Here is a 13651-nt window from a genome sequence, read left to right as displayed (position 1 = left end):
AGGCTGGATGCGCGGGATCAAGTTGGACCGGGAAGCCGCAAAGGGCGCGGGACTGCCCCCTCAGCCGCAGACCTGTCGGGACCCACGGTTCCCGACAGGTCTGCGGCGCATGAGAACCGTCAGGCTGCGGCGAGCCCATCGAGTGCCGATTGCATGATGGCGTCGGTGGCCTTTGCATCCAGGGGTCCCGATTGGAACAGCAGGCGGAAGTAGATGGGTGCATAAAGCAGCTCCGTGACGACCTGGGCATCGAGGTCCTTGCGCATCGACCCCTCGCCAATAGCCCGCTCAACCAGGGACGTAACGACCAGTGCGCGAGGTGACCAGAAATGCTCCTTGAACTCAACCATCGTCGCCTCGTCCTGCTGGCACTCACCGATGAGTTGGGCCACCAGGCGGCCTTCGTTGCCAGCGTAAACCTCCGCCAGCGAGGCCATGTGCTCACGGAGTGCGTCAATCGCCGGCACATCCTCGCGCACCGGGGTACGGGCGACATGGTTATCCAGGAAAGTATCAATAACCACGGCGACCTTGCTTGGCCACCACCTGTAGATGGTGGTCTTGCTGACGCCGGCTTCGCGGGCAATGCGCTCGATGGAGAGCTTTTGCACCGTAAATCCTGCAGGTCCCGAGTCTTCGAGCAACTTCATGGTTGCTTCCAAAACGGCCCGACGACTTTCTTCACTTCTAATTGCCATGGGTCAACCCTACGTCGGCAATCATGCAATACGAAACGTACACGATCACTTTTTGGCTCTTCGCTCATTCGGATATCTCGCGGGGCTTTCGGCGTTCCCATATTCAATCGCGCAGGCTGTCCATATTAAGCCCGGGACCCAAGGTCGCTTATCGGCAAACCGTCAACGAGTCGACTTGGCATCTTTGCATTGAACTGTGACGCGCCTTATAATCAGTACGAAACGGATCGAATCTTCTTGGGAGGTGCAGTGTCTACATATTTTGCCACGAAGGCCGTGGATCAAGGGGATTCAGTGAAGGTCAAGAACTTGGCGCTGGGCTCGATTGGCACGCGCCGTCGAGGCCAACAATTGATGGCAGCGTCAGTGACGCCCGGGATCGATCTGGCGCCAATGACCTCAAGGCACCCCGGCGCTGGGGGCAGCTCGCTGCCCGTACCACCAATCTTCCACCAAACCTTGGCCGAGGTGAATCGATGACTTCGGTGCTGGACACCCGCTCAGTTCCTCCGGCCGAACGCCGCGACTACTGGTCGGCTGGTATCGCCGAACGTTTCTTCCCAATGCAGGTCGAATCGGTTGGGGCATCGTCCTTCGAGGCGCGCCTGGCCGGTGGCCAAATGGGACCTGTCGGTATCCAGTCCATTCAAGGACTTGCGCACCGGGTGGCCCGGACCCAGCGGATGATCGCCACCGCCGACCCGGAATGCCTGCTGCTGTATCTGATGACCAAGGGTTCGATCCACATCGAGCAGGACGAACGCAGCTGCGTGCTGCGCCCGGGTGACATCGCCTGTCAGGATACGTCGCGCCCCTCCACCTTCGAGGGACGGGAGGGTTTTGAGGTACTCGTCTTCAGCATTCCCAAATCATTTATCGGAGCGCAGGCCGAGGGCATCTCCCGGTGTTCGGCGACTCGGGTGGATTCTGGCCCGGGACGGCTCACCGGGACGGCAACCCCGTTCCTCGCGCAACTCGCCCGAACCACAACAAGCGGAGGCGGGTTCTCGGGCCCCGACGGGGAAGGCGCAGCGCAGATGCTGTTGCCCCTGCTTCGCAGCATGTACGGCGCGCAGGAGATTTCCGATCCGCGCTCCCGCCCCGAGGCACTACTGGCTCGGATGCAGCGGTACGTGATGGACCACCTGCACGAGCCGGGACTCGGGCCCGAGCTGATCGCCCAGGCCCACTACGTGTCCACGCGCTACGTCCACAAGATCTTCGCATCCTCCGGCACCGGGGTGTCGTCCTGGATCCGCGAACGCCGCTTCGAGGGTGCCGTGGGCGAGTTGCGCCGGTCCCCCGAAACGACGATCGCGACTGTCGCCACGAGGTGGGGGTACCGCCATCCAGCCAGCTTCAGCAGGGCGTTCCGCGAGGTCCACGGTTGCGCTCCGCGCGATGCCAGGCAGCTGCCGGAGCCGTCGGGGAAGCCCGCGCCCCCTTGGTAGGGCGGGGCCTCCCCGGCCGTGCGTGGTCAAGCCTGCTGCGGGAAACCTGCCTCGCGCAGGCGCGTGCCCCAGATCCCGGACTTGCCCGGGGCGATGATCCCGTTCGGGTCAAGGGTGTCCTTGATCTGCTCGTTGAAGCGTCGCAGCGCGTGGTCGTTGAAGCCGAACTGCTCTGCCGCCAGGTCCATGAAGGAAAGGTGCGCCCGGTATTCGCCGTAGCCGCGCTTGCCCGCCTCGGCGACCATGCGCTTGGCCAGGGCGTACGCATTGGCGACCTGTTCGGGGTTCTTCGTGTCGAAGGCGATCACGTTGATGAACGTGGTCGACCGCGCATTGATTGGAAGCATGCCGCCGAGGAAATCGAGGCCCGCCTCGGCGCACATTTCCCTCATCATCTTCTGCGCGGCGATCGCGTTCCGACCGGTGAGCGGGATGACGGGCGAGAAGTCGACGTGGCCGCCCTCTTCGCCGCCGGACCAGCCAGCCATCTTGTACAGGTCCTGGCTCGGTACGCCGATCTGCACCCGCTCGTGCGGGTTGGGCAGCGTTTCCCACGCCTCTTTCCCGTGCTTCTGGCCCACCAGATCAACGCTCGGGATCTGCAGGAAGCGCGCCTCGAGCTTGGCGAAGTTGTGGTCAACCACCGCCTCGTCTCCGTAGAGCGCGAAGCGCATCATCCAGCGGCCCAGGCCCATCTCCTTGGCAATCTTGTCGATGACCTCCTCCGGCATCGGGCCCTCACCGGTGTACCACTCGGCGCGGGTGGTGAGCATCGAGGCCATGCACAGCGTATTGGACAGCTGCGGGCGCATGTCGATGGTGCCGTCGAGCATGAGCTCGCGCAGCGCATCGACCACCGCGGGCATCTGTTCCTCGTCCCAGACGCGCAGCCACAGCGGCATGTACGTCTCGGGCTTGGGCATCAGCCAGTAGCCCATCTTGGTGACGATGCCGTAGTTGGACTGCATGAACATCTCGGTCGAGGTCGGGCCGAGGCCGCGCTTGTACAGCGGCCAGGTCGGGTTGTTGTCCATGGCGCCCGAGCCGGTGCGCATCAAATCGCCGTTGGGCAGCACCACCTCGAAGCCGCAGTGCGAGGCCTGGTCGATCGAGTACGGCATGTAGGTCAACCCGTGCTCCAGCGTGTTGGAGACGACCCCTCCCCAGCCGATGTCCACGATGGAGGCGACCAGGTTGTGCCCGCCGGCCTCGATCGCATCGTGCAGGTCGTACCAGCTGACCCCGGGCTCCACGATCGCGTAGCCGAGTTCCTCGTTGATCTCCAGGACCTTGTTCATCTCCCGGAAGGAGAGCATCACGGACCCGCGCACCTGGGGCGCGGCGCCGCCGTAGCCGTTGTTCTTGCCGCGGCCGATGGGCCACAGCGGGACCCGGTACTTGTTGGCGATCCGCACGATGGCCTGGACGTCCTCGGTGCTTCGGGGACTGACGACCCCGGAGGGGACGTTGGTGGCGGTGCCCGGGACCTGGAAGGGGTCCTGGAAGTCCTGAAGGGATTCGGCATCGGTGGCGACGTTCGCGGCGCCGATGGCCTCGGCGAAGGCGGCGAACGCTGCCTCGAGGTCCTCCTCGGTGACCCCGGGAGGAAGCGGGCGGGTCGATGTCGCGGAAGTGTTGCTCATCTTTTCTTGTCTCCTACGTGCTGCGGTGTGGGTGGTGGTGCGTGTTGTCCATGGTGCGCCAACTTGCTACAGCATTCGATAGCCGTTCGGTGATGGTGCAGTCCGTGCACAGAAGTGTGCACGGACTGCACCATCAGCCGCAGACCCCTCCGGACCCCTTTCCCGCTGTGGTTGCATGGGGGCCACCGCATAAGACGAAAGTGAATGGAGAAGGAACCATGGCTGCTGGCCGTCTGGAAGGAAAAGTCGTCCTGTTGACAGGCATCGGGGGCGGCATGGGCCGGGAAACTGCCCGGCTATTTGCGTCCCAGGGTGCCATCGTTGTGGGCTGCGACCTCGACGCCGAAGGAGCTGCCGAGACCGTGCGGCTCATCGAGGCCGAGGGCGGATCCATCGATTCGAGCGCCCCGGTCGATCTGGGCAACCGGGAAGAGATCGACCGCTGGGTCGCCGACGCGATAGAACGCCACGGCCGCATCGACGTGCTCTACAACAACGCCAGCAAGCCGAAATTCGCGCCGTTTGCCCAGATGAGTGGCGAGGATTACCGCTTCACCATCCAGAACGAGCTGGACCTGGTCTGGCATGCCTGCCAGGCGGCCTGGCCGCACCTGGCCAAGGTTGGCGGGGCCATTGTGAACATCGGCTCCGTGGCCGGGGTCCAGGGCGCGCGGGCACTGCCGCAGGCAGCCCACGCTGCGGCCAAGGGAGCGGTCATCGCCCTGACCCGGCAGCTTGCCGCAGAAGGCGTGGCAGTCGGGGTGCGCGTCAATTGCGTGAGTCCCGGGGTCATGGCCACCCCGCCGGTGCTGGCGATGTTTGCGGAGTTTGGCGAGAACGCACCTGTTGCACCGATCCTCGAGCGCACGATCGACGGCAAGCCGGGAGACCCGCTCGCCGTTGCCTATGCTGGCCTCTATCTGGCTTCGGACGAAGCCAAGTGGGTCACCGGATCCCACCTTGTGGTCGACGGCGGTGCCCACGCTGTGATGTAGTTCCTGGAACAACAAGCGTACGGATACCCAACAACCACGTGGTTGCTGGGTATCAGTACGTTGCTGCAAGTTCCTGCCCGGCACGAGTTCAGAAAGGGCATATCGATCAGACCGACGGATCCTCTCCGCCCCCAAGCGGGCGGTCTGCTCCATCGCCCGCACCTGCTCCGTGCAAATGTCGTCGGAACGGTCACCATCGTTTGGGACTCGACCAGGTCGACTGTCAACGGTCCTCCGTGTGCCCGATCAGACAACCAATTCGTCCCTAAGCGTCGGCATCCGCAAGGATGATATCGAACCGAGTTCTCGTCCAGGTGCGGTCACCCAGATCCCGACCATCCGGCGTCGGCGTTCCGGACTGCTGCTCCTCGAACCGCCTGATGAGCGAGTCCTTGACGCCGAACACCGAGTCGCCGACGTCCAGCTGCGGATCGCCCTCCACGAAGATGTGCGTGATCAGGCGCCGGCACCCGGGTGCCGTGACCATGAAGTGCAGGTGCGAGGCACGCACCGGCGAGCGTTTCGTGGCTTCCAGCAATTGCCCCACCGGACCGTCGTGTGGAATGGGGTACGGGGTGGGCGTCAAACCCCAAAACGCGTAGGCCCCGTCCGCATCCGACCGAAGGAATGCCCTCCCTGCCACGCGCTGGTCGTCATACTGGACATCGTAGAAGCCGTCCTCGTCCGCCTCCCACACCTCGATCCGGGCATCGGGGATCGGCTCGCCACGAGTATTCCGCACGGTGCCCTCGACCCAACTGGGCTGTCCTGCCGCTCCGCCGGAGATGTCCTCCCCTTTCCGGATCTCCGGGGCGTCCTCCACAAAGAAAGGTCCGAAGACGGTCGATTCCGTGGCTTCCCCATCGGCGGGGTTGTTCACGCCAATGACCTGCATCGAGGCACCCAGCACATCGGACAGCAGGACGAACTCCTGGCGGCGGTCATCGGTGATTTGCCCGACCGCGGTCAGGAACTGGATTGCCGCGTCCCATTCGCCTTCGGTGAGCCGAACGTCCCTGATGAATGAATGCAGGTGCCGCACGAGCGAGTTCATCAACTCCTGCAGCCTGGCGTCGGGGGTCTGCGCAAAGGAGTCCAGAACCCTCTGGATGAGCTCCTCCTCGCGACGGGCCTGCTCCGCTGCGGGGCCAGAGGTTTTCGCGTCCTCCGGACCGCGCTCAGTGATGGTGGGGTTGGTCATCGTTGTCTCCTGGTTTTCAATGAGTGTGGGGTGCCGTCCCAGTGGGCACGCCGGTCGGGAATGCGAGCGCTGATTCAAGCGGCAACGCCGGTCCGCGGGCGGTCCCCGGTCAGGGCTGCGGTTAGCAACTGAGTCATGTTTTGATCGTTCACTGGCACCGGGTTGGAAGCCGGGGCCGCCTTGACGATCCGTTGCACCGCCTCCGGGATTCCTTCCTCGGCAAAGCCAAAGTCGGCCAGGCGGAAGGGCGCATTCACGGCTCTGTATAGCTCCGCCAACGCGGCGATCGCTGCAGCAGCCGGGTCTCCAGCGGTCCCTTGGGCGCCCAATGCCGTGGCAAGTCGGCCAGCCAGTTCCGGCACCGCTGGCGCATTCAGGGCCAGGACGTAGGGCAGCACCGTGGCGTGGGTCTGGGCGTGGGGCAGGTCGAAGGTGCCACCGAGCACGTGGCAGATCTTGTGGTGCAACCCCGAGCCGGCGCCGGCAAAGGACACGGCGGCCAGGTAGCATCCGTAGAGTGCCTGCTCGCGGGCTTCCATGTCCTGCGCATCGGCAACGATCCCGCGCAGCGCCAGGGAAAGCGCGCGGGCGCCTTCCAAAGCCAGGGCCTGGTTGATCGGATCGGTGCGCGGGGCCCACAGGGAGTCCACACAGTGCGCCATCCCATTCAGGCCGGAGGCAACCGAGAGTCCGACGGGGAGGGTCTTGGACAGCTCGGCGTCGTACACCACTGCGACGGGAAGGACCTGCGGGTCCGACCCGGTGGTCTTGGTGCGGTCCTCAGTCATTCCCCAGACGTTGGTGGCCTCCGAACCGGCATAGGTGGTGGGTACGGCGATTACCGGGATGCCGGTGGTCAGGGCAATGGCCTTGGCAAGACCGGTGGTCGATCCTCCGCCCACGGAAACGACAACATCCGCGTCGTTCTGCTCCGCGGCTGTTCGTGCCTGCTCTGCAACCTCCACGGGGACGTGCTGCACCACGCGGTCCCACCAGAGGGAAGGTGTAATCCGGGCGGCGGCGCGTTCGGCGAGGGCGCGCTCGGGTTCGGCGGCGATGACCATCGGGCGGGATGCGCCAAGACGATCGATTTCGGCGGCGACGTATTCTGCGGCCTTTCCCGTTCCGAACATGACGCGTTGGCCGAGGGTGGAGTGTTCAAAGATCATGGGCATGGCGGTGTTCCTTTTGGGTTCTTCTTGATGATGTGGTGAGTAGCGAATATGGCGGTCGTTGGCGCGCGCGACGTCCGGAGCCCACGGAAGCGTTAACCTGAGGCAAGCGCGGTTGCCCCAGGTTAACAAACCGCAACCGTAGAAACGATTCACCACATTGCGGCTTGAAACAGCCAATTCCCTATTCCTCCAAGTGGCTTCGAAGCCAAGAAAGCACCGGGGTGATCGTTTCTGCGGCGTTCGATTCCATTTGAATTGCATGTCCGTTCCCGTGGATACCGTGATCGGGCAAGTAGACGTAGTCGACGTCGGCTCCGGCATTTGTCAGGAAGCCAAGCACCTCCGGAGCGTTCGCAATGGAGGTTGATGCTCCGCCGTAGACGACCAGCACATCCTTCTGGTGAAGGGACGGCATCTTCAAATCAGCGGGGTTGGCCAGGCGGGCTTCCCCCGATGAATCAATCTGAGGAGCATAGCGAACGGGGGCAGCAGTCAACCCCCATTGAAGTGCGCCTAGGCCAGGAAAATGAGCGAATGCGGGCCCCATGGGTTCCAAGGCAACAATCGAGATAACCTTGTCCGAATGCCTATCGTTGGTCACCCAACCCACGGGGCCGCCTGCCGAATGCGTAATGAGAACCGCTGGACCAGTGAGATCCAGCAACTTTCCCAATCGATCCGCGTCCATTTCTTGCGACCCCGCAAAGTCCTTGTGCATCGGGCCAAGCGCTGCCACGAATTGTTCAATTTCCGGCGACCCCGGGTTTTGCGCCCCGCTCCACGGATTCGGCCGAGTTGCATTGTCAGACGGGGCAAAGATGTTGAAGGCTGCCTCGTAGGTAATTTGGGGACCCATTTCGCCTAGTACCTCGGGGTGGTACGGCGACCGACCGAACCCCACTCGGTCTACTACGTAAACGGGGTAGCCTTCCTCAACGAATATTTCCGCCCAGCTGGGTTGCCCATCAATGGTGATGGTCCAGTCTGTTCCTTGTCCCCCTCCCCATGGATGAGGATGAGAGGCGGCTTGCTGGTATTCCGGTCTTTTACTTCCCAATGTACGAACATGGGTCCCCGTTGTACTTCACCGGCCGGCGTAGACGTCCTGTCTCCCGGAATCCAAAAACTACCCCTGAAGCTCGAGGGACTCTGACGCTTTGCTACTTGATGTGGCGATAACATTTGATTCTCCAAAATACCCATCAAATAGCGTTTCTGAGGCTGGAACCTCGATGCAGTGCATGCCAAGTGCGGTTGCAGTAGACCAACGGTGAATCTCTCGATTGTTCAGACACGTCAAGGATGGCGTTGTCGCGTTCCTTGTTGTGACCGGCCTCTTCGATTCCGACTATGACTACCGTCGAGCCGCCGATATCGACAACGTGGATCACTGATCCACGAAACCAGGACGCAGCTTCTGTCAGAAGCGGCTCCCCCGAGGGCAACCGCTTCCAATCGGTTCCCGCAAATCGGTCGATTCCACTGGTTGCAAACCGCTTGGCCAACGCTTGCCCACCGGCATCCAACAGGTGAATAACCAGGGAATCTGCGCCGAGAATGGCGGGAGCAGTAGACGAATTGGCGGACAACGAAAACATCAGGGCGGGCGGATCCAAGGACACAGAGCAGACCGAGGTAGCGGTGAGTCCGACAGTGCCGTTTGGGGTGTTTGCCGTGATCACGGAAACACCTGCCGGATGTCTCGCAAAAGCCTGTTTGAAATGATCCTGAATTTTTTCCATGTTATCCATCCGACTTTTGACTAACATTATTTTCCTTTCCTCTTTGAATGCGATGCCGTGCGCCTTGGGTTTGCCAGAATCCGAACGATTTTTCCAGAAAGAGCGTCGGTCGATAACTACGTTTCGTGTCAAAAACCTGGGCAACATGGTGGGCTGGCGAATCGCGTGGCAACTTTTTCGCGGACCGGCCAACTTACTATGCGAACTGGTCAAGGACGCTTCTTCCGATCCCATTTCGGGTCTGCGAATTGCGGGGCTTGGCGACTTCTTCGGATGGATCCAATCCCTCCCGCCCCAACAACTCGCCTGGCTCTGATGGAAACAACCTATGCTCCGCTTCCGATCACGCCGGTGCGGACCGGAAGCGGAACGAAGCGTCGGTTAGACGGAGAGTGACGTTTTCACCTTGTGCTGATTGCGCTGCTTCAAAACCGGCATCACCTCACTGGCAAACAAACGTGCCTGATCCGGGGTGAACGTTTCAATCATCAGGCAACGAGCCCCCGTGGCGTCGAGTGTTTCCTGGAGTGAGTCAACGATCTGGTCAGGCGTTCCCGAGACGGAGAGCGCAGGGCGCTTCTTTTTTCCGTCTGTCGCAAACTCGCCGTCTGTCTTTGGTATGGATCGACCGTTCGATGCGTAGTGGGACATGAACAGGTTGAAGACCCCGGTGAACGTATCGAGGTTGCGCTCCGCTTCCTGTTCAGTTTCACCGATGGTGACGAAGCGTTCAACCATCATGTTCGCTGGCGAGCGGTCGTGACCGTTTTGATCGGCAATGTTGAGATAGTGGTCCAAGGCCTCGCGATGCGCCTGGTCGCTTCCGAAGTTGCGCATTACGTTCCATCCATAGGCTCCAGCCACTTCCATGCTCTCCAGGCTGCCGCTGGCAAGCCAGATCGGCAGCGGATCTTGAAGCGGGCGTGTAGCTATGGAGGTGGGACGCGTGACCTTATGATATTTGCCGTCAAACGTGACATCGCGTTCGGAAAGCAGAAGTCGAACGAGTTCGAGGGACTCAAGCCAGGCTTCCTTCTGTTCTTCACCGCTCAAATCGCGTCCCAACGCAATCTGGGCTTCCCCGGGTGCGCCTCGCCCCAGGCCTAGCTCGAATCGGCCTCCACTGAGAAGGTCAAGGGTTCCCGCTTCCTCTGCCACCCGAATTGGGTTGTAGAGCGGCAAAATGGTGACGGCGGTACCGAGTCGTATCCGGCTGGTCTTGACGGCAGCGGCGGCCATCAGCAGGTGCGGAGATGGGCATGTCATAAGCGGGGCGTGGTGCTCCGTAACAGTCAGTCCATCAAATCCAAGCTCTTCCGCGAGGACTGCAAAATCGACGAATTCGTCGATCTGACGCTTTTGCCAGGTCGGATTGTGAACGTCCGGCTCTGAATCGGTGGTGTGAAGGCCGAGGCCATATTGATGAACGAACTTGATTGTCCCGTGGTCATCGCCAATCGCTGCCATTTGCTGATTCCCCTAAAGTTGATCTGGTGATAACGATCACTCTAGGAAGCCTTGAGGCCTGCTCCAATCCATCCAGCGACAAGCCGATCCAGAATGCGACCCCAATCACTTTTCGGTCGTCGATGCGGAACCGCGAGGGCGATCTACTGATTACCGTGCGCCCATTTTGGCTGAAATGAGAGTCTCGGATGGCAGCATCCCATATCGATCGTGGTAGGCAGCCGCAAATCGTGGAACATGTGTAAATCCCCAGCGGAACGCGATCTCCGTGACCGTTTCATCTGCACCGCGCTGGAGATCTTCGTGCGCCCTGCTCAGCCGAACCCACTTGACATATTCGGTTGTCGAATTCCCAACGTACTTGCGGAAATATCGCTGCAGGGATCGTGGGCCGATTTCGGCCACCGCGCACAACTGGGCCAATGACAGGTCATGGGCCGGATGCTGCTCGATGAGATCCAACGCCCGCTGAAGAGACTGCGGACGAAAGGGCTTCGGGCTGGTGGGGCCAAGCTCCCGTGAGTAATTGTGAGGTTGGGCCAGAAGAAGCCCCTTTATCAGAAAATCCGACCACGGATTGTGCTCGATTGGAATCGTAGACAGGCTCAAAGGTTGGTCAAGTTCGAACACGAGCAGCCGTAGGCCACGCACCCATGATGCAAGCAGCGGATCCACCAGGTCCATGGACAATTCGAATTGCAGTGGTTTTGTGATCGAGGAACCCAGCATGCGCTCTAGATGTTTTTCCAGTGCGGTCCGTTCGATGCGTATATGCAACTGTTCGTATCCGTCTGATAATTGCATATTCGCTGCCATGTGGGGAGAGAGAATCACGGCACGTTGGTCCGTACAACTGATTTCGGTCTCGTTGACTGCAATCCTGTTAGTCCCACCGACGGCAAAGGTGATGACGTAATCACTCATTTGATGCGTGGAGTTGACGAAGAGTCCGGACCCTGTCGTTTTGGCGTACACAAGCTTAAGCGGACCTAATGCTGATGCAGAAACCGACGTTCTGATCCCGGCAGCACCGACATCGTGTCTTACTGGTCTGATTTGGGAGGGCGTGAACCATTGGCCGGAGCTATCAGCCAGACTGTCGACGCCCGCATTCTGCAGGATCTTGAAACGTTGCAAAGGCTCTTTGGACCAGGAGAGCTCGGTGCTAGTCATTGTCGGATCCGCCGCTCATTTTGCCCCGTTTCAGTCCTGGGTCATTGATGTCGTTCTTCAAACCTCAAGGAATACGCCTATGTAAATGAACGGCTGGCACATGGTTATTCCCGACCGGTAGCGTCATCGTAGCTGATGAAGTCTTCAAACTTCACAGATAGGAACCCCTCGACATTCATTGCCCAATCGTTGACATGCCGTATTCCGGCTGGTCAGCCATGGTCTAGGGCGAAACCTAGGTCGCTTCGAGCACCGACACGTAGTTGGCGACCGCAAGACCACCCATGTTATGGACGGCGGCGCGACGGGCGTTGGGAAGTTGCATGGCTCCGGCCGTTCCGGAAAGTTGCATCGCGGCGATCACGTGTTGTGAGACTCCCGTGGCACCGACCGGGTGTCCCTTGGATTTGAGGCCGCCGGACACATTCACCGGCAACCTGCCGTCCTTCTGCACCCACCCTTCCTCAATTGCCTGGCGGCCCATGCCCCTGGGGGTCAAACCCATGACCTCGTACATGATGAGTTCGGCGATGGTGAAGCAGTCGTGTACCTCCACGAAGTCAAGATCCTCGATCGTCGCCGACGCCATGTCGAGCGCGAGGTTCCAGGCCCGCACGCTTCCGGCAAATTCGGTCGCGTCGCGCTTCGGTGCCGGCAGGAAGTCGTTAGCCTGGCCGAACCCCGTCATGCGCACGGGAGAAGTCGACGCCTGGGCGGATGGTGACGAGCTCAAGACGACGGCTGCAGCGCCGTCGGAGATGGGCGAGCAATCCGTGCGCCGCAGACTGCCGGCCACGAGGGGATTCTTCTCCGACACCGTGCGGCAGAAATCCTCACCCAGGTCCTTGCGGAGCTGGGCGTAGGGGTTTGACACCCCGTTGCGGTGGTTCTTTGCCGCAATCGATCCCAGGGCATCGCCGATGGAACCGTAGCGCTGTTCATACTCCCTGGCAGTCTCGGCGAACAACCCTGCGAATCCCGTATTCGACTCCTTGCCCGCAGTCTCGTAAGCCGCTCCCAATAAGGCAGCTCCCACGGTTTCGGGCGTCGCGTGGGTCATTTTCTCCGCCCCGATGACAAGCACGTTTTTCCCGGTCCCGGCCAGGAGGGATTTCACCCCCTGCTGCAGCGCCGCGGAACCGGAGGCACAGGCGTTTTCCACCCGGGTCGAGGGCACGTGGGCCAGCTCCGGCGAAATTTCCAAGGCTAGCGACGAGGCAAATCCCAACGGATACATTCCGGAGTTGAAATGGCCGATGTAGATCTCGTCAATCTCCTTGGGTTCAAGTCCCGCATTGCGTATTGCCGCGGTCCCCGTCCGGACGATCAGGGATTCCAACGATTGATCCGCCAGCTTCCCGAATTGCGAATGGGACCAGCCGGTCAACAGCACATCGGTGCCGAACTTTTCTTGCAGGCTCATGCGTTTATCTCTTCCTCGAGTGTGGGGATGTTCTCCGAGACCCTGAAGCTTGCCCCGGTGGTCCTGCGAATTTCTGCCAGGGTGGTTCCGGGGGCGATGGCCGTCAGCACCAGCCCCCTCGAATCCGCCGGACCGTCAATGTCAAAGACGGCGAGATTGGTGATGATGCGGTCCACAACGGCCAACCCCGTCAGGGGCAAGGTGCACGCCTCCACAATTTTTGGTGAACCGTCCTTGGCCACGTGCTCGGTCAGCACGATGACCCGTGGGGTTCCGGCGACAAGGTCCATGGCCCCACCCATCCCCTTGACCATTTTCCCGGGAATGCTCCAGTTCGCCAGATCGCCGGCTCCTGATACCTGCATGGCACCGAGGATGGCGACCTTGATGTGACCACCGCGAATCATGCCGAATGACATTGCTGAATCGAAAATGCTGCCGCCGGGAAGAACCGTGACGGTCTGCTTGCCGGCGTTGATGAGGTCGGCGTCTTCCTCACCTTCGTAGGGAAAGGGCCCCATGCCCAGCAATCCGTTTTCGCTTTGCAGGTTCACTCGAATGTCGGGGGGCAAATTGTTGGCCACCAGGGTGGGTATGCCAATACCCAGGTTTACATAGTCGCCATCTTCAAGTTCTGCCGCCGCGATGGACGCCATTTCATCTCGAGTCCAAGACATGTGATT

13 protein-coding genes are annotated in these 13651 nt (G+C 61.0%); 3 read left to right on the top strand and 10 right to left on the bottom strand.

The features are described 5' to 3' along the window. Nucleotides 1-119: 119 nt before the first annotated feature. Nucleotides 120-650, bottom strand: coding sequence for a TetR/AcrR family transcriptional regulator (locus OIU93_RS03970; RefSeq protein ID WP_264268781.1), 531 nt, complete (start codon nt 648-650; stop codon nt 120-122). A gap of 524 nt (nt 651-1174) precedes the next feature. On the opposite strand from OIU93_RS03970, the gene OIU93_RS03965 reads away from it, so the two are divergent. Further along, nucleotides 1175-2149, top strand: a complete 975-nt coding sequence (locus OIU93_RS03965; RefSeq protein WP_264268780.1) for a helix-turn-helix domain-containing protein — start codon at nt 1175-1177, stop codon at nt 2147-2149. Between the two features lie 26 nt (nt 2150-2175). Here the strand turns inward: OIU93_RS03965 and OIU93_RS03960 are convergent, their stop codons facing one another. Continuing rightward, on the bottom strand, nt 2176-3792 hold the full coding sequence (locus tag OIU93_RS03960; RefSeq protein ID WP_264268779.1) for an FAD-binding oxidoreductase: 1617 nt from the start codon (nt 3790-3792) through the stop codon (nt 2176-2178). A gap of 218 nt (nt 3793-4010) precedes the next feature. On the opposite strand from OIU93_RS03960, the gene OIU93_RS03955 reads away from it, so the two are divergent. After that, a complete protein-coding gene (locus tag OIU93_RS03955) occupies nt 4011-4787 on the top strand; it encodes an SDR family NAD(P)-dependent oxidoreductase (protein WP_264268778.1) in 777 nt (258 codons plus the stop codon). 265 nt (nt 4788-5052) lie between these two features. Here OIU93_RS03955 and OIU93_RS03950 read toward each other — a convergent pair whose 3' ends face one another. From OIU93_RS03950 to OIU93_RS03935, 4 genes are all read right to left on the bottom strand, one after another. Next, on the bottom strand, nt 5053-5988 hold the full coding sequence (locus OIU93_RS03950) for a dioxygenase (RefSeq protein WP_264268777.1): 936 nt from the start codon (nt 5986-5988) through the stop codon (nt 5053-5055). A gap of 74 nt (nt 5989-6062) precedes the next feature. Further along, nucleotides 6063-7163, bottom strand: a complete 1101-nt coding sequence (locus OIU93_RS03945; protein WP_264268776.1) for a maleylacetate reductase — start codon at nt 7161-7163, stop codon at nt 6063-6065. 181 nt (nt 7164-7344) lie between these two features. Further along, nucleotides 7345-8019: a hypothetical protein gene (locus OIU93_RS03940; RefSeq protein ID WP_264268775.1), complete on the bottom strand. Its 675-nt coding sequence runs from the start codon at nt 8017-8019 to the stop codon at nt 7345-7347. A gap of 346 nt (nt 8020-8365) precedes the next feature. Further along, nucleotides 8366-8905: a flavin reductase family protein gene (locus tag OIU93_RS03935; protein WP_264268774.1), complete on the bottom strand. Its 540-nt coding sequence runs from the start codon at nt 8903-8905 to the stop codon at nt 8366-8368. A 16-nt stretch (nt 8906-8921) separates the two neighbouring features. Here OIU93_RS03935 and OIU93_RS03930 point away from each other — a divergent pair, with 16 nt between their 5' ends. Beyond that, on the top strand, nt 8922-9221 hold the full coding sequence (locus tag OIU93_RS03930) for a hypothetical protein (protein WP_264268773.1): 300 nt from the start codon (nt 8922-8924) through the stop codon (nt 9219-9221). A gap of 65 nt (nt 9222-9286) precedes the next feature. On the opposite strand, the gene OIU93_RS03925 is transcribed toward OIU93_RS03930, so the two are convergent. The 4 genes from OIU93_RS03925 to OIU93_RS03910 form a co-directional block, all read right to left on the bottom strand. Further along, nucleotides 9287-10372 (bottom strand): LLM class flavin-dependent oxidoreductase, encoded by a 1086-nt coding sequence (locus OIU93_RS03925; protein ID WP_264268772.1) that lies wholly within the window; start codon nt 10370-10372, stop codon nt 9287-9289. A gap of 150 nt (nt 10373-10522) precedes the next feature. Further along, the gene (locus tag OIU93_RS03920; protein ID WP_264268771.1) at nt 10523-11545 is read right to left on the bottom strand and encodes an AraC family transcriptional regulator; all 1023 of its coding nucleotides are present in this window, start codon (nt 11543-11545) and stop codon (nt 10523-10525) included. Nucleotides 11546-11780: 235 nt separating this feature from the next. Continuing rightward, nucleotides 11781-12968 carry an acetyl-CoA acetyltransferase gene (locus OIU93_RS03915; RefSeq protein WP_264268770.1) on the bottom strand — a complete coding sequence of 396 codons (1188 nt, stop codon included), beginning with the start codon at nt 12966-12968 and terminating at the stop codon, nt 11781-11783. Next, nucleotides 12965-13645 (bottom strand): 3-oxoacid CoA-transferase subunit B, encoded by a 681-nt coding sequence (locus OIU93_RS03910; protein ID WP_264268769.1) that lies wholly within the window; start codon nt 13643-13645, stop codon nt 12965-12967. Before OIU93_RS03910 ends, OIU93_RS03915 begins: the two co-directional genes overlap by 4 nt. Nucleotides 13646-13651: the final 6 nt, after the last annotated feature.

This window comes from Paeniglutamicibacter sp. ZC-3, from assembly GCF_025847175.2.
In the GTDB taxonomy this organism is placed as follows: Bacteria; Actinomycetota; Actinomycetes; order Actinomycetales; family Micrococcaceae; genus Paeniglutamicibacter; species Paeniglutamicibacter sulfureus.
Note: the sequence above shows the minus strand (reverse complement) of the source record. Positions and strands in the feature narration are given on the sequence as shown.